Genomic DNA, 21,403 nt, shown 5'->3' on the forward strand with positions numbered 1-21,403 from the left:
TTTTAATTAACTGTGGTTATTTGGAATATTTGCAATAGTTCTCAAATATATGAATCACACCATTTGTCGGCAGAATATTGCTAGTCTTAGCTTGCCGTTGCGGAGATTTCCCGTTGCTTCCGGTCTGATTCACCAGAATCTTACCTACTGCAGCCTGCCATGGATTTTTCCATACAGACATTGTCATCAATCCAGTCTCACCTTTCAGCATAGTCAAGACGAACATCGGTTCTACCTGTAATTGCCCATAAGAACTATATTCTCCATCTACAATATGATAAAGCAACATATTCTTCACCTTTTCTTTATCACAATCTGTAATGGAAGCTACACCAGCAAATTCATTCTCCCGATAAAGCTGCATACCGGCATTATTCAAAGCCAGAAAAGTATATTTATTATCAGTCTGTGTATAATAGTCCTTTAAGCCTGTATATTCAATAGCTGCTATCAACTCCGAGAACATATCTTTGTGATCCTGAAAATATTCCCACGCTGTCACTTTTACATACGGATCATCCACCGAAGGCTCATAATCATAATTCTTTTGCAAGTCCAGGTCACAACCGGTCAATGCCAAAATTGCCCAACAAAAGAAAAGAGTCTTATATAATATTGTCTTTTTCATTGCTTCTACCTTTTTAGTTGTTAGTATTACCATAATACGTATTCTGTACAATCTTCGGATTTTCCAAGATATGTGAATAGTGGATCGGGAAAAGTTCATTGCCGTCCTGCTCCATTCCGTTAATCGGTTTCATCACTTCCTTCCACTTTCCGGTACGCAGCAAATCAAACCAACGACGTCCTTCGCCGGCTAACTCCACCTGACGTTCACGCAAGATATAATTGACTACCTCTTCTTCTGAAGCAAAATCATTTTCAGTCAGTGTATTCAATCCGGCACGGTCACGTACAGTTTTTACTAAATCCAAAGCTTCCCCCCATTTTCCCTGATGAGCACGAGCTTCAGCTTGCAACAACATCATATCTGTGTAACGATAGATTGGATAGGCTACTTCGCATGTCTTATTCAAAGAGTTACTAATGTCACCTGCCATATATTTACGCAATTCATTTCCATTTTGATAATTCTTCACTGTATAATCTTTGCGTAAATCACCTTTCATATCCTTTTCATCAAAGATGCTCATAAACTTATCAGACATGACTGCCGCACGATTCCCTGAACCGGAAAACCATTGATACATATAACTGTAACCATTCGTGCCGACTTCATCCATATTGAAATGAACAAGGAAAATAAACTCTCTGGAGTTATATTCATCATTTTCCGGTGTATCATCAGAAGGTTTATTGGTCAGTTCTTCCGTAAACATGGTATGCCAAGTAGAAATGTTAGGTTCGAAGTCTACAAAACGACCGCCCTTTTTGGAAGCAATAGTCGCCATCTTGTCAATTGTTTGATCGGCCAGATTATATTCTTCGTTCCACATATAAGCATCCGCCATGATGGCCCATACGCCACAAATAGAAATACGTTTACGTTCGTAATTCTTGTTGCGGTTTATCAGTCCTTCCGCTTTCTTCAGATCCGGAAGAATGACATGTTCCAAAATGTAGTTTTTATCCGTACGCTCTTTATAGATCGCTTCTGAATACTTTTCTGTAGGTTCTGTAAACAAAGGTACATCTCCCCAAACACGGATAGCGTAGAAATAGGCCAAAGCACGCAACGCATAAGCTTGTCCGAGATAGTCATTTCGGTCTGCCACATCAGGCATACTGATATTAGGAATATATTTAATAGCCAGATTTGCCTGGTTAATCATCTGATACAGAGTCGTCCACTTTGCGCATTTCTCGTCCGTAGACATCAGGTTGTTGATAACACGTGCCTGATCGGCCATTACCGGCGCTCCGGGAGCTACATTATCCGAACGGAACTCACCCCAATAGAAGTAGTTCTCCCGTAAAGTGGAACGTAACAATCCATAGATTTCATTTATACCTGCCTTAGCGTCACGGGCAGTCTGCCACATGTCACCTGCCGGAATTTCACTTACCGGTTCCTCATTCAGAAAGTCTGAACAGCTATTCAATGATAGAGCCAGACATACAGCTCCAACAAAATATTTAATATTCTTCATACGATATCTTCAATTAAAAGTTTGCAGAAAAACCAATACCATATTCTCTCTTTCTCGGATAACGGTAAGAGTCTTTACCTACCTGCAAAGGATTGCTGGTAGAGAATTCCGGATCGAATCCCGAGTAGTTGGTCCATGTCAAGGCGTTGTTTACAAAAGCATAGATATTTATATTCTTCAACATCAGCTTCTTTATCCAGTTTTCAGGAAGATCGTAGGCTACACGTATGTTCTGCAAACGGATAAATGAAGCGTCTTCCAGATAGAACGAGTTCCCCATGCGGGCATTGTTGAATTCATCATTATACGGACGCGGATAGATGGCCTGATCGCCCGGATGCAACCACATATTATGAATGACTTCCGGTGAAGGAGTGGTTCCGGTATATTTGAACATGTTACGATTGTGTTCGGCCGAATTATAAATCTGTCCTCCCAATGAATAATAGAATCCCAGATACAGGCTTACATTTTTCCAAGTCACCGTTGTGTTCAAACCTCCGGTTACATCAGGCATGGCATTACCGATCACCATACGGTCATTATCATCAATCACACCGTCACGGGTTCCTTCCGGTTCCTCCCAGTTGTAATCTCCTCCACGGAACGGTTTACCGTTCGGCAATGTCTTTTGACGAATATTACCTGCATATTCCTTTCCATTCAATAAATACTTGTATTGGAATACGCCATTCTCAAACACCGGAGTCAACTGTTCCCATTTATCAGTGAAAGCATTCGATTCGTCGTATGCAAAGACACCCGCGCTTTTAAATCCGTAGAAGTCACCCACACGGCCACCTTCCTGCATCCACCAAATATCACCTTCCATATATGCCTTGCCTTCAGACAATTTTTCAATACGGTTGATGTTTCTGGAGATATTGAAAGAAGCATTCCACTTCCAGTCCTTCGTGCGGATAATATCACCGGTAACAGCTATTTCAAAACCGCGGTTACTCATTTCACCGACATTGGTTTTCATATATGCAAAACCGGATTCTTTAGGCAACTGGTAGTTTGCCAGCAAACCGTCTGTATATTTATCGTAGTAATCGGCAGTGATTGTCAAACGACTATTCCAGAAATTCAGGTCCAGACCAAGGTTGAATTGTTTAGTTTCCTCCCATTTCAGATTGTCCTTACCAATACGAGTCGGAATAACGCCACCCACTCCGTCATAAATAGAATTCGGAGAATAAGAGTAGATATAGTCGTAGTTTCCGATTGCTTCGTTACCCGTGATACCGAAACTTGCACGGATCTTACCATCTTCGAGAAACTTTTTCGAGAACTTCATGAATTTCTCATCCGAAAAACGCCATCCCACAGATACGGAAGGGAAATTACCCCATTTGTTCTCTTTGGCAAAACGAGAAGAACCGTCACGACGCATAATGGCATTGAGCAAATATCTTCCTTTATAATCATAAGTCACACGGGCAAAAACGGAAGCCATAGAGTGATTGCTTAATGTGGAGCCTGTAGATGACAAATCCAGGTTTGCGGCAAAAGCATTCATTGTATAGATAAAATCTGTAGACGAGTTTATCCCCACAAATGTTTCGTTTTCATAACGCCACTGCTGAGCGCTGACACCTACCATGGCCGTAAAATTATGATCTTTTATTTTGCGTGCATAAGTAAGGATGTCTTCATTCATCCAGTTCCAGTTCAAGTAATTATAAGAATAACCTTTATTCTGTTTCTGCCATTCATCAGTGATAAGACTCGGTTCGAGTTTTTTACGCTTATCCAGATAAAAATTGGCATTAATATTGGCTCTGAACTTCAAATACTTGTTGAATTTGATTTCAAAGAACTGGAAGAAGTTAGCCTTATAAGAATCAGTAAAGTCGGTGGTATAATTGACCTGCGCAATAGGGTTCTTCTGACCATTGAACACTCCGACCAGAGAGCCATCCGGATAATAAGTATTGAAATAAGGACGACGAGTCAATACTGCGCTCAATAAAGTACCTTCATTCAGACCTTTCTTTTTAGAATAAGTCAAAGAAATACGGCTACCCATATTCATCCAGTCTGTCGGTGAATAATCGGAGTTGATACGAGTATTCAATCTCTGGAAACCGGTATTGGAAATAATACCCTTCTCGTTATAATAACCGGTATTGATGAAATATTTCAGTTTCTTTGTACCACCACCTACACTGATATCCACCTGGTCTTTTTGTGCAGTGCTTGTAATCATGTCCAAATAATCGTTATCCACATTAAAGAAAGAGTTCAACGGATCATTCAGTATATCACTACTTTCATCCGGATTACCTCCGCCGTATGTTTCAAAATACTCTTTACGATATTGGTCGTACAACAAACGTTCTTTACGGTTTGCCTGTGGCACCTTGTGAGACAATGTACCCCATGAGTGATTATACTTGATATCAATACGGGCTTTACCTTCCTGACCACTTTTGGTAGTGATGATAATCACCCCGTTCGCCGAACGGGAACCGTAGATAGCCGCAGAAGCGGCATCCTTCAAAATCTCCATAGAAGTAATATCATTGGTATTGATACCATCGATACTTTCCAAAGGAACACCGTCTACAATATAGAGAGGAGTCACTCCTTCGGCAGAGAAAGTGGAAGTACCACGGATTTTAATAGAAGAAGATTCACCGGGCTGTCCGGAACCGGACACAACCTGTACACCGGCAGTAGTACCCTGCAATGCTTCAAAAACATTGGTAGCCATTTTTTGCTCAATAGCCTCGCTTGAGATGGAAGTAATAGCTCCTGTTACATCACGCTTTTTCATCGTACCATAACCCACTACCACTACTTCGTCCAATAGCTTAGAGTTTTCTTCAAGCGTAATATTCATTGTTTTATCTTTCACTACTACATCTTTAGGGGTATATCCCATAAATGATACAGTCAAGGTAACTCCCTTCTTTGAAACATTCAATGAGAAATTACCATCTAAATCCGTAATTGTCCCATTAGATGTTCCTTTCTCCATCACGTTGGCGCCAGGCAAAGGAAATCCTGTTTTATCCACAATAACTCCCTTCACTGCAAACCCGCCTTGAGCATAAGTCGGATCAACAAGGAAAAAGAGACTCAAGGAAATCAAAAGGAACGACTGCAACAACCGCACTTTTGTCCTACTCTGCAAATTTTTCATAACTAGAATAAAATTAAATTGGTTAATTATCAAGGTTTTACTCACTACTTAATTAATTGGGGGAAATATATTGATTCTCTCCAATAAGATGTTATCTTTCTATTTGTTATACAAGTGTTCGTCTTTCATAATACTATACAATAATTATTATATTAGAATAAAGATTACACAGTACCCGGTCCATCAAATAAAAGTGTGTGCGGACACACCCAATCAAAGAAAACTCAAGTACAAGCTGGCATTATCCAACGCCACAAAAGTATCGTATTTGAGCATATTGCACCCTATCGAATTGTTCGTTTTATCTAGTCTAAAAATTCAGATGACTTATTTTAATCACTTCACAGAGGGTTCGGAGGAGGTATTATGAGCTTTTCGATATTGCGTAGGAGCAATATCAAAAAGTTCTTTAAAGCATTTATTGAAGTATTGAGGATTTCCAAATCCTAACCGGTAAGCAATATCCGATATATTCATTTCCGGAGCATTCAGCAGAAAATATGCCGCTTTTTTCAGACGCAGGTTCATGATAAAATTATTTGGCGTACTTCCCGTGATACCTTTTATCTTCTGAAATAAGACAGTACGCCCTACCCCCATCTCACGTGAGAAGACATCTACACTAAATTCGGGATTTTCCATATTATCTTCTACCACCTGTGTCGCTTGTTCGATAAACTTTTGGTCGAGTTCATTCGTTGCAATCTTCTCTGCTTTGCTATCCAGCTGATGGGCATATTTATTCTGTAAGAGTCTGCGAGTATTAATCAGATTATTGCATTGCATAACCAACCGCCGCATATTAAATGGTTTTACCACATAAATATCCGCTCCAATTCTCAATCCTTCCAATTCGCGTTCCGGCGCACTAAGAGCTGTCAGAAGAACGACGGGGATATGGCAGGTTTCTATATTGTTCTTAATTTTGGCACATAATTCCGTTCCGGGCATTCCGGGCATCATGATATCCGAAATAACCAAATCAGGTTGCATCATTTTTACTTTCTCATACCCTTCTTCACCATCACTTGCAGTCTCAACCGTGTACAATGGAGAAAAGATATCTACAAGGATATTTCTGATTTCTTCATTATCATCAATAACCAATAGCTTGCAGTCAGTAGTCCCACTCTCATTTTGAGCCGACTGTACCTCCTTAACCAATAGTTCTTTATCTTCCGAATAATAAATATATTCCTTATCCTGCTCCGGTTCAACCCGGGCAACAGAAGAATCAAAGTGTGCATCCCCCTTTTTCAGAGTGACCTTAAAACATGAACCTTTCCCCAACTGACTCTCTACAGTTATGTCTCCCTGATGAGCTTTCACAATACCTTGACTTAAAGCCAATCCGATACCCGTTCCTCCATACTGTCCTATATTCTCAACCTGATAGAATCGTTCGAATATCTTCACGTAATCTTCCTCAGATATCCCCGCTCCATTGTCTGAAACGGAAAACATACATTCATCTGTTCCATCAGCCAGTTCCATACTGATACTTCCACCGTCTGAAGTATATTTAAAAGCATTCGACAACAGGTTATTAACCACTTTCTGTAGTTGCATACGATCTCCCCACACAAGACATTGCTCACATTCTGCATGCAAAACAAACGAAATATTCCTGTTAGCTGCCAATTCTTTGAACAAAACATAATGCTCTTCGAGTAGAGAATGTAAGTCAAATTGAGAAACTTTCAGTTTCAAAAGTCCCTGTTCCTGTTTACGGAAATCAAGTAACTCTGTTATCAATGATTTCAGGTTACCGGCATTTTTATGTATATTCAGTAATTTCGAATAGGCATAGGTAGACAACTTACCGGAATTCAGTAGCAAATCAACCTGCCCCAGGATAAGGGTAATAGGGGTTCTGATTTCATGTGAGATATTAGTAAAGAAACGCAGTTTGGATTGGTTCATTTCTTCAATATACTGTTTCTCACGAAGTTCAAAGTCCAATGATGTTTTCAGGAATAAACGGATTCTATATTCTCTCACCACAAAGAATAGAATTGTCAGAATCACACATATATAAATGGTATAGGCCCACCAGGTGGCATAAAAAGGGGGTGTGATCGTTATATGAAGAGATCTGATTACTTCCGGAAAGTTCTTCAGCCTGATCTCAAAAACATAATCACCCGGAGATATATTCGTATAAGTAATATCATTTCCCAAACGATTCTCACTCCATTCATCATTAGAACCTATCAATCGATATTCTACCTCACCACCGCCGATGTGCAGAAAATTATCTGTCGAGAAACCGATAGAAAACACATTCTGCAAATAATTCAATTTAATCCGGTCGGTATAGGCAAAAGATTTATTTAGGATTCCGGTCTGATCGCCTGTGGTTATCTCTTTGTTATTGACATACAAATGCGCCAACTCCAAATCGTATATTTTCGGAGGATAAGACAAACTACTTTCGCGAATGGTAACCAAGCCGGTAGCTCCTCCCATATAAATATCATGATTGCGGGATACATGCATGGATTTCCGGTTGACAAGAGTCAGCGGGAATCCTGTTTTAGAATTGAAGTTTATCACTTTCCCGTCTTTCTGTTCCAACATTGACAATCCATGTCCCGTACCAATCAGCAAATTTCCGGAAGGTGTTTCACCCAACACTCTGATATTTTCTCCCGACAATACGCTTTCAGAAGTATGTAAGCGAAACAAACGGTCTTTCTTATCCAACAAGAAAAGCCCGTTGCCATGTGTTCCTACCCAAATGTTTCCCTTTCGATCTTCATAGATGACATTGACCAGCTCTTTTTGAGATCTGACCTGCTTCTTCAGACTTATCCTATACGTTTCAAACCGCCCTTCATCAATCACATAAGCTACACAACCATCATCGGAAGCAAACCATAGCCGGTTTTTCGAATCAAGCAACAAAGTGTTATAATTATGTGTAAACAACTCCTTTTGATGAAGCAACACTTCAGTTTTTAAGGTCTGTTTATCCAGACTGACAACTGCTGATGTTGTGCCGACATATAACTTACGAGGAGTATCGGCCAAAGCAAACAGGGCTTCTCCCACACTTTCCTCTCCGAGCGGTTCGAGGTCATATATGTCATTCCGATAGTTATCAAGATGAAAACAGTTGACCTTATTTGTAAAGTCAGCGGCAATCCACAAACAGTTATTAACCTCATCAAAAACGACATCTTTCAGATAATCCGTACTAAAATGATATCCGGTATGCGCATTAAAATGCTTGAATGTACCTTGTTCCGGTTGATATAAATCCAGCCCTCCTCCTTCAGTACATATCCATATGTTTCCGGATTTATCTTCCGCCATAGCACCCACCACCGGAAAAGACAATCCGGTGTCTGAAGCATGATAATGTACAAAATGTTGATATTCCGGGGAGAAGAAGTTCACACCGCCCCAATAGGTCCCCACCCAGACAGTTCCTTGTTTGTCTGTATAAAGAGAAGTCACCGAACGATTAGACATAGCCCCCACCCGGTTAGGATCCGCCTGATAATGATATATTTTACCGGTAGCCACTTCAATCTTACTCAATCCACTTCTATAACCTACCCATATATTCCCTTCCAAATCCTGACATAACGCTCTTGCCATATCATCCCGGACCGTGAAAACACTCTTGTCATTATATTCATAGTGATGTATGACTGCACCTTGAGGTGAAAAACAGAAAACGCCATGATCCTGCGAACCGATCCAAATATTCTGATCGTTACTTTTTATCAGTTTCATCACCTTGACTCCGGGCAAATGAAGCGACATCGATCCACAAGTATCTACACGCATCACCCCACCATCCTTCAAAGCAACCCAAAGATTTCCTTCCGAACCTTCCACCATCGTCGGCCCACTATCCGGCAAATGTAAGTCCGCATACATTGGTTTCACGGAACGGGTATTCTTATCATACAAGAAGAGTTTTCCCCCTTCTGCAATCCACACTCCCAGCTTTCCTTTGGCAAGAGTGGAAGGAGAAGACACCGGAAGAATATAATATTTCTCCGTTTCAAGGTCGAACTGAAAAAGTCCGGTAGAAGTCAAGAGAAAAAGACTCCCCTGACCGTCTTCCACCATCTGAGTCACATATAAATTACCATAACTGATGGAGTCGTTATGAAAATGATTAAAGACTTTGATATGATTGCCATCGAAACAATTCAAACCATCCAGCGTGGCAATCCATATACGCGACTTCTCATCCTGGCAAATATCGCTCACCGTTATTTGCGACAATCCATCCTCCACACCTAATGTTCTGAACTTATATTCCTGTGATTGAAGAGGAGATACAAATCCAAAAAGAGATAGCAGAATAAGAAAATGGATATTAGATAGTTTTTGTCCGCGCATATCAAGAATGATGGTTTATAACACATTAATCTTACCACAAAAGTAACTGTTTTTATGATATTCCCAAAATCAGAACCCAATAACTAATAGATATGGAACTTCATCCTATTCATTCTTCCCGCCCGAACGAACGATACTCCAATGGAGTAAGCCCCGTACGTTTCTTGAAAAAAGAGAAAAAATATTCGGTTGACTGGAAACCTAGAAAAAAAGAAATCTCTTTTACTGACTGGGAAGTTCCTACCAACATTTGTTTAGCCTTACGAAGTTTCAATTCCTGAAAATATTTAGCCGGAGCATAGCCTGTATACTCCTTAAAAACACGTCGGAACCATGAATAACTAATATTAAGTCGCATAGCCAACTCTTCCGGGTCCACATTGCCGGCAACATTTTCATTCATAATGATTTTTGCCTGTTCAATCTTCTGATCCACGTCACTCATCTCAAAAAACTTATTCTTGGAAACAGAAAGAATCATTCCTATCATGTGGAGCACAATCCCGGAAAGATATTGTTGCGCGGAAATCTTATCTGCTTCGGCCACAGCAAGAGCACGGGAGAATAATGAGACCAACTCTTCATTAATGCCAATTTCCAGTATTTGTTGTTCTTGCGACAAAAAAGCATCATTAACAATGGCGTCTATCATAGGCCCCTCGAAACCGATATAATATTCCGTCCAACCAGTCTGCCGCAATGGGCGATAAGTATGCCATTGTCCGGGAAACAATACCATCAGCCGGCCTTTACAAACCTGCTTCTCGGAAGTAGAATCGGATGAAAACAAACCACGTCCCTTGGTGATATAAACCAATTGATACTCACGAAGCACTCTTCCTTTTTCCGCATTAAAGAAGTAACCGGAAGGATGCTCTTTCAACGGATAAGGTGAATCGGGAGGAATGGACTGATAGCCGACGGTATTTACCCACAGGCCGAATTTACGGTCCATGTCATTTACAATCAGATATTTAAATTCTAATCCTAAACTATTATCCTCGATCATATCAGTGTGTTTTCATGCAATTGAGTTGGACAAAAATAGACATTATTTTCAGAAAACACACGCCAGGATACAAAAAAACATCCGGAACGTACCTTCAGGTATCTCCGGATGTTTATCTGAGACAAACCCTATACAGCCAGATTTAGAAAGCTTTGCGATATAGAGCTTCGATATCTTCTATTGAAGTGGGACGAGGATTACCACCTGTGCAAACATCATTGAAAGCGGCTACAGCCAGTGCAGGAATATCTTCTTCCTTCACATTGATTTCATGTAATTTCTGCGGTATATTGATGCTGACAGAAAGTGCTTTCACCGCTTCAATGGCAGCTCTTACTCCCTCCGCTTCACTCATTCCGGCAGTGTCTACTCCCATTGCTTTCGCAATATGGATATATTTCGGTGCTGCCGGAGATTCAGCGTTGTATTCCATCACATACGGCAACAATAAGGCATTAGCTACTCCATGAGGAGTATCATAGAACGCACCTAACGGATGAGCCATCGAGTGAACAATTCCTAAACCGACATTCGAGAATCCCATACCGGCAATATATTGTGCCTGTGACATAGCTTCGCGGGCTGCCACATCTTTACCATTATCCACAGCTGCCTTCAAGTTTTGAGCAATCATCTCAATGGCTTTCAATTCGAACATATCGCTCATTACCCAGGCACCCGGAGTGATATAACTTTCGATGGCATGAGTCAAAGCATCCATACCTGTAGCAGCAGTCAGTCCTTTTGGCATTGAGTACATCAGTTCGGGGTCTACGATAGCTACGGCAGGAATATCGTTCGGATCTACACAAACCATTTTCTTGCGGGCATCTTCATCAATAATCACGTAATTGATAGTTACCTCGGCAGCTGTTCCGGCAGTAGTAGGCAGCGCGAAAGTAGGCACCGCTTTATGTTTGGTATCGGCTACCCCTTCCAGAGATTTCACGTCTGCAAAATCCGGATTGTTCACAACAATACCGATTCCTTTGGCAGTATCGATGGAAGAGCCGCCGCCCAAAGCAACGATAAAATCGGCTCCGGAGGCTTTGTATGCAGCCACACCGTTTTGTACATTTGCAATAGTGGGATTAGCTTTTACATCACTATAAAGTTCGTAAGGAATCTGGTTCTCATCAAATACTTTAATGATTTCGGCAGCCACCCCAAACTTGATCAGGTCTTTATCCGTTACAAAAAAGGCTTTCTTAAAGCCACGTCTGGCTGCTTCCACAGCAATAACACTACGGCATCCGGCACCGAAGTAAGAAGTTTCATTTAAAATAATGCGATTCATAATTGTGCTATTTGTTGTTTTATTTAGGAAGATTGAAAGCTACTGACATTTCTTTCATCTGTTCCTGACTCATACCATCCGGTTCGAAGCCCATATTTTTAGCTGCGATATAAATCAGAGCCGACTTATTGAGTACGTCAATCTGATCGAACGCCTGCATCGCATCGCAATCTACCGCAAATACGCCATGCTTCTCCCACATCACAACATCGTAGTCCTGCAGTTCTTTGATGGTAGCTTCAGCCAATTCCACCGAGCTAGGCAATTGATAAGGAATGATACCCAAACCACGCGGGCAGAATGCCTTTGTTTCAGGAATCATACTCCACAACAGATTGGTAGCCACATCTTTTTCCAGAAACTTCGGACAATGTGTCATAGCAATCAGTTCAATCGGGTGTGTATGTACAGATGCCTTATAAGGAGAGTTTTTGCTCAACAGGTCATTGTGTACGCTCAAGTGAGAAGGCAGTTCCGATGTCGGAGCTACAGCTTCATCCGCAATAATCACATAGCTGGCACAGTCATCCAGGATACGGATTACCGAACCATTTTCCATCGGCCAGCGGGCTAAATCACGCATGCGTTTATTAGTTCCCTTGCAGTAGAAATAGCAGCCTTTCAGATAAGGAAGAGTCACACCGATAGATTTTACTTCGCTGATCGGCTTCATCTGACGGATTTCATCGTCTACAAACTCTGTGATATTAACAGTGATATTACCACCATTGCGTTCAGCCCATCCTTTTTGCCACAAGTATCCGGCAACTTCTGCTACCTTGTTTACTTCTTTGGCAAGTGCCGGACGATTCTCTAAAATTGATTTCATTATATATATATATTTTAATTAGGCACGGATTACACGGATTTTGTCGCAAGTTATAAAAAAACTGCGTAATCCGTGTAATCCGTTCTTGATTTTTTTAAAACAAATTTGGGAACACTAAAGAGAAGACAAGTACGATCAGACCAGCTATCAGCACAGTTATGGTCTTGTTTGACACACCTTTCCATTCTTTCAGAATTATTCCCCAAACATTACTAAAAGTTACATTCAATGCCATCAGGATACACCAGGAGAAAGCCAACAGTACCGGGCTTTCCGTAAGAAAGCTCTTACCCATTTCCAGCCCGAAGAACTGCATATACCATAGTACACCAGCCAATGCACAGAATACTAGATTATTGCCCCACACTTTTCCTTTAGCATAGTCACCCATCGATTTATTAGCCACATTCTGTTGCAAACAGTAAGCAGCATTTGTCAGAAAGCCGCCAAGCGTAACCAGGAAGATAACCGGAAGACCAGCATAAAGTCCTTCCACTCCACCAGCCAAAGCGGCTTCTTTAATAGGTGTTCCTGCATCCAGTCCCAAAGCAAAGCAGGCACTCATGACACCAGCCAAGAGTGCGACCAGTAACCCTTTTGTCAACGCAAAGTCTTTTACGGCAGCACGTTTTTCTTCTTCACTCATGTTTTGCGCACGCAAACTACCGGCATACCCGATAATAGCAATACCTGCCAACGTGATGCAAACACCCAATAAAAGAATCAGCCCGTTACCTTCAAACAAATTTGTACCAGCAAAAAGAGCCGGAAGAAGGGTACCGAAACCGGCACAAGTACCCAGTGAGATACTTTGTCCGAGCGCAACACCCAAATAGCGCATGGAAAGTCCGAAAGTCAAACCTCCTACTCCCCACAATATACCATAAAAGATGCTCATTCCAGCACCTCCCGCTCCCCACAAGTCGAACAAACTGCTCTCTTGGGGTACACCCAGCAGTGAACCCAGGAACGGGAACACTAACCAGGCAAATACACCTTGTATTAACCAGAAGCTTTCCCAGCTCCATTCCTTTACCTTCTTAATAGGTACATAAGAACTGGACTGGCAAAAGCTACCGATAGCTATAATCAATAAGCCGATTAAGATTTCCATAACTTATCGTTTAGAAGTTACTTCGGCTTCGTACTTTTCAATTTCCGCGATGAAATCTTCGCCAACAGGAACATTGTTCTTCAAGCAGAACATATCCCAAACTGCATTCCAAGGCAACGCTTTTTCTTCTTCGAGCAGAGCCAGACGTTGGAATCCCTGTCCGTTTGCTTCGTATTCACGCAACTTGGCAATCGGTTCGAGCAGAGCACGAGTCATACATTTCTGTGCAGCACGGCTACCGATTACATAAGCACCGATACGGTTGATAGATGCATCGAAGTAGTCAAGACCATAATGTACACGGTCCAGAGCACCGCAACGAACGATTTCGCTGAACAGTTCCATTGTCGGATCATCCATGATAGTAACATGGTCTGAATCCCAACGAACCGGACGGCTTACGTGCAACATCAATTCAGGTACATAAAGCAACAGTGAAGATACTTTATCAGCTACACTTTCTGTCGGGTGGAAGTGACCGGTATCCAATGTAATCATCTTGTTACGAGAAGCACCATAACCGATATAGAAGTCGTTAGAACCTACTGTATAGCTTTCCAGACCGATACCGAACACTTTAGATTCGATACAATCTTTCATATTCTTATATTCGGTAGCGAAGATCTGATCCAAAGAATCTTTCAACAATGCACGATATTTCATACGGTTTACCGTAATATCCTTGCTTCCGTCATGTACCCAAAGATTCATGATACACGGATCCCCCTGTGCTTCACCCATCGCTTCCGCAACTGCACGGCAACGTTTGGTATGTTCAATCCAGAACTGACGGATACCTTCATCGGGATTAGAAAGAGACAAGTCACCTGATTTCGGATGAGAGAAAGAGGTAGAGTTGAAGTCAAGTTTCATGTTGTGTTCTTTACCCCATTCGATCCAGCTCTTGAAATGTTCCGGTTCTACCTGGTCACGGTCTACCACCTTACCTTGGAAATCTCCATAGATTTCGTGCAGGTTCAGACGATGAGTCCCCGGAATATAAGAAGCAGCTTTCAAAATGTCAGCACGCAATTCATCAATATTACGAGCTTTGCCCGGATAATTACCGGTTGCCTGAATACCTCCGGTCAATGAGCCGGCCTGTACTTCAAATCCTGCAACATCGTCAGCCTGCCAGCAATGGAGTGACAGATGAAAATCCTGCATCGTTTTCAATACTTTCTCGGTGTCCACACCTACTGCTGCATAACGTTCCACAGCAATCTCATACGCTTTCTGAATCAGTTCTTCTTTTTTCATGATATTCTATTAGTTTAAATAAATGATTATTCTGTCGGTTGTTCAATGCATTATCGAACGCAATTCTTAAAATGGATATATGCCATATCCCACGCTTCCGTATCTTGCGGCTGATAAGTTTTCAACGGGATAGAGCGGTTGATTAACTGGCGCATACCGGCAACATCCGTTGCTTCACCTGCTGCCATTGCCTGAATCATCACATTACCGATAGCTGTCGCTTCAGACGGACCGGCTACCACAGGGATTCCTATCGCATTAGCTGTAAACTGGTTCAGCAAATCATTCCGGCTACCTCCACCAATCACATGCAATGTATCAATCGGACGTGGAGAAAGTGAACGCAAATTCTCCAATACCTGACGATAACGCAAAGCCAGACTTTCAAAAATACAACGTACCACTTGTCCACGTTTCTCGGGAACTGATTGTCCGGTAACCCGGCAATATTCAGCAATAGCTTTTTCCATATCCGCAGGATTCGCGAAACAATCATCATCCGGATTAATCAGACTACGGAACGGCTCGCAAGCATCCGCCTCACTGATTAATTCAGGGTAGCTTGTATCTCCCCAATTCAAACGGCAACGTTCCAACAACCACATCCCGCAGATATTCTTCAACAGGCGGACGGTTCCTTCCACACCGCCTTCATTGGTAAAGTTCAACGCTTCTGTTTCGGCATTAATCACCGGAGCATCCGTTTCTACTCCCATCAATGACCAGGTTCCGCTGCTCAAATAAGCAAAGTTACGATCGAGTGCCGGAACGGCAGCAACTGCTGAACCGGTATCATGTCCGGCTACTGCAATTACAGGAATTGCCCCCAGTCCGGTTATTTTTTGCACTTCTTCTGTCAATACTCCCACCTTTTCGCCCGGGAATACAAAACGTCCGAAATTCTTTTCGCTCAATCCTACTGCTTTCAACAACTCCGGTTCCAGACGACGTGTTTGCGCATTCACCAGCTGCGCTGTGGAAGCAATCGTATATTCCGTCACCATCTCTCCGGTCAGCATATAACTTAACGCATCCGGCATAAACAGAATTTTATCTGCCGCCTCTAATGCGCTGTCATGATTGCGACGTAAAGTGTCTAATTGGAAAAGTGAATTAAAATTCATAATCTGAATACCCGTTTTGCCATAGACTTCACTACGCGAAATACGGGAAAAAAAAGCTTCCGGTGCACCTACCGTATGCGGGTCACGGTATGCATAAGGCTGACGAAGCAGGTTGCCGTCTTTTCCAACACATACAAAATCCACTCCCCAGGTATCAATACCGATAGAAGCAATGGATTCACCACGGTGAGCAACCAACTTCAATCCGTCAATAATATGACGATATAATGCATAAATATCCCAATAAAAATGTCCACCCACTTCAATCAGGTGGTTAGGAAAGCGATTAATCTCTTCCAGATTTAATCCGCCTTCTATGAAAGTTCCTAAGATTGTACGGCCGCTCGTTGCGCCCAGGTCGACTGCAAAAAAGTTTTGTTTCATGGTATTCTGTCTATATATTTAAGGTATCCATTTACCTACATTGCAAAGATAGGCGATTCCCTCCTCCCTTTCCTTATGTATTTTGATTGAAAGGGTATACATTTTGACACAAAACAAAAAAGCAGGCTCTCACCGTTTAGCATATTTTTCACTTTTATGCAAAAAAACTTTGGTTTTATGCATATTTTCTCCGAAATAATGCATACTTTTGCACCATTCTTAGAATAATTATACAATGAAGAAGAAAGCAAATCGGTTAGACGCCATCAAAATGATTATCTCGAGCAAGGAGGTCGGTTCGCAGGAAGAACTGCTGCAAGAGTTGAACCGCGAAGGCTTCGAACTGACACAGGCCACCCTCTCCCGCGACTTGAAACAATTGAAAGTAGCCAAGGCTGCCAGTATGAACGGAAAGTACGTATATGTACTGCCGAACAACATTATGTATAAACGTTCTACCGACCAGAGTGCCGGTGAAATGTTACGTAACAACGGATTTATCTCTTTACAGTTTTCCGGTAACATTGCCGTTATCCGCACCCGTCCCGGTTATGCCAGCAGCATGGCGTATGACATCGACAACAATGAATTCAGTGAAATTCTGGGAACCATTGCCGGTGACGACACGATCATGTTGGTGTTGCGTGAAGGAGTTGCCATCAGCAAAATACGTCAGCTTCTGTCACTCATCATTCCCAATATCGAATAATTATACCTATTATATAATAAAGAAATGGACACTCAACAAATAGATGTTATGGTAGCCGACGCCTCACATGAGGTTTACGTTGACACTATTTTGGAAACTATCAGAAATGCTGCCGCCGTACGAGGAACAGGAATTGCGGAACGCACACACGAATACGTAGCGACAAAGATGAAAGAAGGTAAGGCGATTATTGCTCTTTGTGGCGATACTTTTGCCGGATTCACCTACATCGAATCATGGGGAAACAAGCAATATGTGGCTACTTCCGGTCTGATCGTTCATCCTGATTTCCGTGGATTAGGACTGGCAAAACGTATCAAACAAGCTTCTTTCCAACTGGCACGTCTCCGATGGCCGAAAGCAAAAATATTCAGTCTGACCTCCGGAGCAGCTGTCATGAAGATGAACACCGAACTGGGTTATGTGCCTGTCACCTTCAACGAACTGACAGACGACGAAGCTTTCTGGAAAGGATGCGAAGGATGTATCAATCATGATATTCTGGTAGCGAAAAACCGCAAGTTCTGTATCTGTACAGCCATGCTGTACGATCCGACAGACCCGCGGAACATAAAAAAGGAACAAGAAAGAAATAACATTTAAAAAGATACAGCACTATGGAAGAAAAGAAGAAAAAAGTAGTGGTGGCATTCAGCGGCGGACTGGACACATCGTTCACCGTCATGTACCTCGCCAAAGAAAAAGGTTACGAAGTATATGCAGCTTGTGCCAATACGGGTGGTTTCAGCGAAGAACAACTGAAAACAAACGAAGAAAATGCTTATAAACTGGGAGCAGTGAAATACGTGACACTGGACGTTACCCAGGAATACTACGAAAAGAGCCTGAAATACATGGTTTTCGGAAATGTGCTGCGTAACGGTACTTATCCTATTTCAGTTAGTTCCGAACGTATTTTCCAAGCATTAGCCATTGCACGCTATGCCAACGAAATCGGCGCGGATGCTATCGCGCACGGTTCTACCGGAGCAGGTAACGACCAAATCCGTTTCGATATGACTTTCCTCGTACTGGCTCCCAATGTGGAAATCATCACATTGACCCGCGACATGGCATTGAGCCGTCAGGAAGAAATTGATTATCTGAACAAGCATGGTTTCAGCGCAGACTTCACCAAACTGAAATACTCTTATAATGTAGGTTTGTGGGGTACTTCTATCTGTGGTGGCGAAATCCTCGACTCCGCGCAAGGACTCCCGGAAACTGCTTACCTCAAACACGTTGAAAAAGAAGGCAGCGAACAGCTTCGCCTGACTTTCGAAAAAGGGGAACTGAAAGCTGTCAACGACGAGAAGTTTGACGACCCGATCAAAGCCATCCAGAAAGTAGAAGAGATTGGTGCAGCATACGGTATCGGCCGTGATATGCACGTGGGTGATACAATTATCGGTATCAAAGGCCGTGTAGGATTCGAAGCAGCCGCTCCGATGTTGATTATCGGCGCCCATCGCTTCCTCGAGAAATATACATTGAGCAAATGGCAACAATACTGGAAAGACCAGGTAGCCAACTGGTACGGTATGTTCCTCCACGAAAGCCAATACCTGGAACCGGTGATGCGTGACATCGAAGCTATGTTACAGGAAAGCCAGCGTAACGTAAACGGTACGGCTATCCTCGAACTTCGCCCTCTTTCCTTCTCTACCGTAGGTGTAGAATCGGAAGACGATCTGGTGAAGACTAAATTCGGAGAATACGGTGAAATGCAGAAAGGCTGGACAGCCGAAGACGCAAAAGGCTTTATCAAAGTAACTTCTACACCGCTACGTGTTTACTATAACAACCACAAAGACGAAGAGATATGATTAAAGCAGGAATCATTGGTGGCGCAGGATATACAGCTGGCGAGTTAATCCGTCTGCTGCTCAACCATCCGGAAACTGAAATCGTATTTATCAACAGCAGCAGTAATGCCGGAAACAGAATTACCGACGTACACGAAGGCTTGTATGGAGAAACAGATCTAAGATTCACCGACCAGTTGCCTTTGGACGAAATCGACGTTCTCTTTTTCTGCACTGCCCACGGCGATACAAAGAAATTCATGGAAAGTCACAACATACCGGAAGACCTGAAGATTATCGACCTCTCGATGGACTACCGTATTATGAGCGACGACCACGACTTTATCTACGGTCTGCCGGAACTGAACCGCCGTGCCACTTGTACGGCAAAGCACGTAGCCAATCCCGGTTGTTTTGCAACCTGCATCCAGCTCGGTTTGCTCCCGCTTGCCAAAAATCTGATGCTGACGGATGATGTAATGGTAAATGCCATTACAGGAAGTACGGGAGCCGGAGTGAAACCGGGTGCTACCAGTCATTTCAGTTGGAGAAACAACAATATGAGTGTGTACAAAGCATTCGAGCACCAGCATGTTCCGGAAATCAAGCAATCGCTGAAACAGCTGCAAAACAGTTTCGATGCAGAGATCGACTTCATTCCATACCGTGGAGATTTCGCCCGTGGTATCTTTGCGACACTGGTAGTCAAGACCAAAGTAGCGTTGGAGGAAATCGTTCGTATGTATGAGGAATATTATGCAAAAGACTCCTTTGTGCACATCGTAGACAAGAATATTGACTTGAAACAAGTCGTTAATACTAATAAGTGCCTGATACATCTGGAGAAACATGGTGACAAACTATTGATTATCTCTTGTATCGACAATTTGCTGAAAGGCGCCAGCGGACAAGCTGTTCATAACATGAACCTGATGTTCAACCTGGAAGAAACCGTAGGACTACGTTTGAAGCCTTCAGCTTTTTAAAAACAAAGAATTATGAAATTATTCGACGTATATCCTTTATATAACATCAACATTGTCAAAGGCGACGGTTGCAAAGTATGGGATGAGAACGGAACAGAATATCTGGATCTCTACGGAGGTCATGCCGTTATCTCTATCGGACATGCACATCCTCACTATACAGCAATGATCAGTAACCAGGTATCTAAACTTGGTTTCTACTCAAACTCCGTCATCAACAAGCTCCAACAAGAGGTAGCCGAACGACTGGGCAAAATTTCCGGTTACGAAGACTACAGCCTGTTCCTGATTAACAGTGGGGCCGAAGCGAACGAGAATGCTCTGAAGCTAGCCTCCTTCTATAACGGACGTACCAAAATCGTATCTTTCAATAAGGCGTTTCACGGACGGACGTCTCTTGCGGTAGAAGCGACTCACAATCCTTCCATTATCGCCCCTATCAACAATAACGGTCATGTCACCTATCTCCCGCTCAACGATATTGAAGCGATGAAGCAGAAACTGTCTAAGGGAGACTCGTGCGCTGTTATCATTGAAGGAATACAAGGTGTAGGCGGTATCAAGATACCGACCACCGAATTTATGCAGGAACTCCGCAAAGCTTGCAGCGAAACAGGAACGATCCTGATTCTCGATGAAATTCAGAGCGGATACGGACGTAGCGGTAAATTCTTCGCCCATCAATATAATGACATCAAGCCGGACATCATCACTGTAGCCAAAGGTATCGGCAACGGTTTCCCGATGGCAGGTGTCCTGATCAGCCCGATGTTTAAACCGGTATATGGTCAATTGGGAACTACCTTCGGTGGAAACCATCTGGCATGTTCGGCAGCACTCGCCGTGATGGACGTCATTGAGCAAGAAAATCTGATAGAAAACGCGAAGGTAGTAGGTAACTACTTACTGGAAGAACTGAAGAAATTCCCGCAAATAAAAGAGGTACGCGGACGCGGACTCATGATCGGACTCGAATTCGAAGAACCCATCAAAGAACTACGCAGCCGCCTCATCTATGACGAGCATGTATTTACCGGAGCAAGCGGTACGAATGTACTTCGCCTGTTACCTCCTCTTTGCCTTAGTATGGAGGAAGCGGAAGACTTCCTTGCCCGGTTCAAGAAAGTACTCTAATCGCTCATTTGATTAATAAACAGCCAACGATAAAAGCAGCCTTTATTAGAAATTTATTTCTTATTCTGGCTGCTTTTTGTTTTTTCGTAATTAACTGTTACCTTTGTCTTTAACAACTCATTAAAAAT

15 protein-coding genes are annotated in these 21,403 nt (G+C 42.5%); 5 read left to right on the top strand and 10 right to left on the bottom strand.

Features of this window, described 5'->3' with window-relative positions; genetic code table 11:
- Window positions 1-16 precede the first annotated feature (16 nt).
- The 10 genes from I2I04_RS00215 to rhaB all read right to left on the bottom strand — a co-directional run bounded on the left by I2I04_RS00215 (window position 17) and on the right by rhaB (window position 16,641).
- The gene (locus I2I04_RS00215) at window positions 17-628 is read right to left on the bottom strand and encodes a fasciclin domain-containing protein (RefSeq protein WP_195653999.1); all 612 of its coding nucleotides are present in this window, start codon (window positions 626-628) and stop codon (window positions 17-19) included.
- A 13-nt stretch (window positions 629-641) separates the two neighbouring features.
- Window positions 642-2,111, bottom strand: a complete 1,470-nt coding sequence (locus tag I2I04_RS00220; protein ID WP_143257054.1) for a RagB/SusD family nutrient uptake outer membrane protein — start codon at window positions 2,109-2,111, stop codon at window positions 642-644.
- 13 nt (window positions 2,112-2,124) lie between these two features.
- Complete coding sequence (locus tag I2I04_RS00225) at window positions 2,125-5,262, bottom strand: SusC/RagA family TonB-linked outer membrane protein (protein WP_195654000.1); 3,138 nt, start codon at window positions 5,260-5,262, stop codon at window positions 2,125-2,127.
- A 336-nt stretch (window positions 5,263-5,598) separates the two neighbouring features.
- Window positions 5,599-9,624, bottom strand: a complete 4,026-nt coding sequence (locus I2I04_RS00230) for a two-component regulator propeller domain-containing protein (RefSeq protein ID WP_195654001.1) — start codon at window positions 9,622-9,624, stop codon at window positions 5,599-5,601.
- Window positions 9,625-9,733: 109 nt separating this feature from the next.
- Window positions 9,734-10,633: an AraC family transcriptional regulator gene (locus tag I2I04_RS00235; RefSeq protein WP_143257051.1), complete on the bottom strand. Its 900-nt coding sequence runs from the start codon at window positions 10,631-10,633 to the stop codon at window positions 9,734-9,736.
- A gap of 142 nt (window positions 10,634-10,775) precedes the next feature.
- Entirely contained in the window at window positions 10,776-11,930 is a 1,155-nt protein-coding gene (gene fucO, locus I2I04_RS00240; protein WP_143257050.1) for a lactaldehyde reductase, read from the bottom strand.
- Window positions 11,931-11,949: 19 nt separating this feature from the next.
- Window positions 11,950-12,759 carry a rhamnulose-1-phosphate aldolase gene (gene rhaD, locus I2I04_RS00245; RefSeq protein WP_143257049.1) on the bottom strand — a complete coding sequence of 270 codons (810 nt, stop codon included), beginning with the start codon at window positions 12,757-12,759 and terminating at the stop codon, window positions 11,950-11,952.
- Window positions 12,760-12,853: 94 nt separating this feature from the next.
- Window positions 12,854-13,873: an L-rhamnose/proton symporter RhaT gene (gene rhaT, locus I2I04_RS00250; RefSeq protein WP_195471857.1), complete on the bottom strand. Its 1,020-nt coding sequence runs from the start codon at window positions 13,871-13,873 to the stop codon at window positions 12,854-12,856.
- Window positions 13,874-13,876: 3 nt separating this feature from the next.
- Complete coding sequence (locus I2I04_RS00255; RefSeq protein ID WP_143257047.1) at window positions 13,877-15,133, bottom strand: L-rhamnose isomerase; 1,257 nt, start codon at window positions 15,131-15,133, stop codon at window positions 13,877-13,879.
- Window positions 15,134-15,183: 50 nt separating this feature from the next.
- Complete coding sequence (gene rhaB, locus I2I04_RS00260) at window positions 15,184-16,641, bottom strand: rhamnulokinase (protein ID WP_195654002.1); 1,458 nt, start codon at window positions 16,639-16,641, stop codon at window positions 15,184-15,186.
- A 235-nt stretch (window positions 16,642-16,876) separates the two neighbouring features.
- On the opposite strand from rhaB, the gene I2I04_RS00265 reads away from it, so the two are divergent.
- Genes I2I04_RS00265 through I2I04_RS00285 form a run of 5 tightly spaced genes read left to right on the top strand, consistent with a single transcriptional unit; the run spans window position 16,877 to window position 21,275 of the window.
- Window positions 16,877-17,350 (top strand): arginine repressor, encoded by a 474-nt coding sequence (locus tag I2I04_RS00265; RefSeq protein WP_004310466.1) that lies wholly within the window; start codon window positions 16,877-16,879, stop codon window positions 17,348-17,350.
- 24 nt (window positions 17,351-17,374) lie between these two features.
- A complete protein-coding gene (locus I2I04_RS00270; RefSeq protein WP_143257045.1) occupies window positions 17,375-17,953 on the top strand; it encodes a GNAT family N-acetyltransferase in 579 nt (192 codons plus the stop codon).
- Between the two features lie 14 nt (window positions 17,954-17,967).
- Window positions 17,968-19,176 carry an argininosuccinate synthase gene (locus tag I2I04_RS00275; protein ID WP_004310468.1) on the top strand — a complete coding sequence of 403 codons (1,209 nt, stop codon included), beginning with the start codon at window positions 17,968-17,970 and terminating at the stop codon, window positions 19,174-19,176.
- The gene (argC, locus tag I2I04_RS00280) at window positions 19,173-20,141 is read left to right on the top strand and encodes an N-acetyl-gamma-glutamyl-phosphate reductase (protein ID WP_004310469.1); all 969 of its coding nucleotides are present in this window, start codon (window positions 19,173-19,175) and stop codon (window positions 20,139-20,141) included. The genes I2I04_RS00275 and argC overlap by 4 nt, the downstream gene beginning before the upstream one ends.
- A 12-nt stretch (window positions 20,142-20,153) precedes the next feature.
- Window positions 20,154-21,275 carry an aspartate aminotransferase family protein gene (locus I2I04_RS00285; RefSeq protein WP_195654003.1) on the top strand — a complete coding sequence of 374 codons (1,122 nt, stop codon included), beginning with the start codon at window positions 20,154-20,156 and terminating at the stop codon, window positions 21,273-21,275.
- Window positions 21,276-21,403: the final 128 nt, after the last annotated feature.

It is taken from the genome of Bacteroides sp. 1001136B_160425_E2 (assembly GCF_015559655.1).
GTDB lineage: Bacteria > Bacteroidota > Bacteroidia > Bacteroidales > Bacteroidaceae > Bacteroides > Bacteroides luhongzhouii.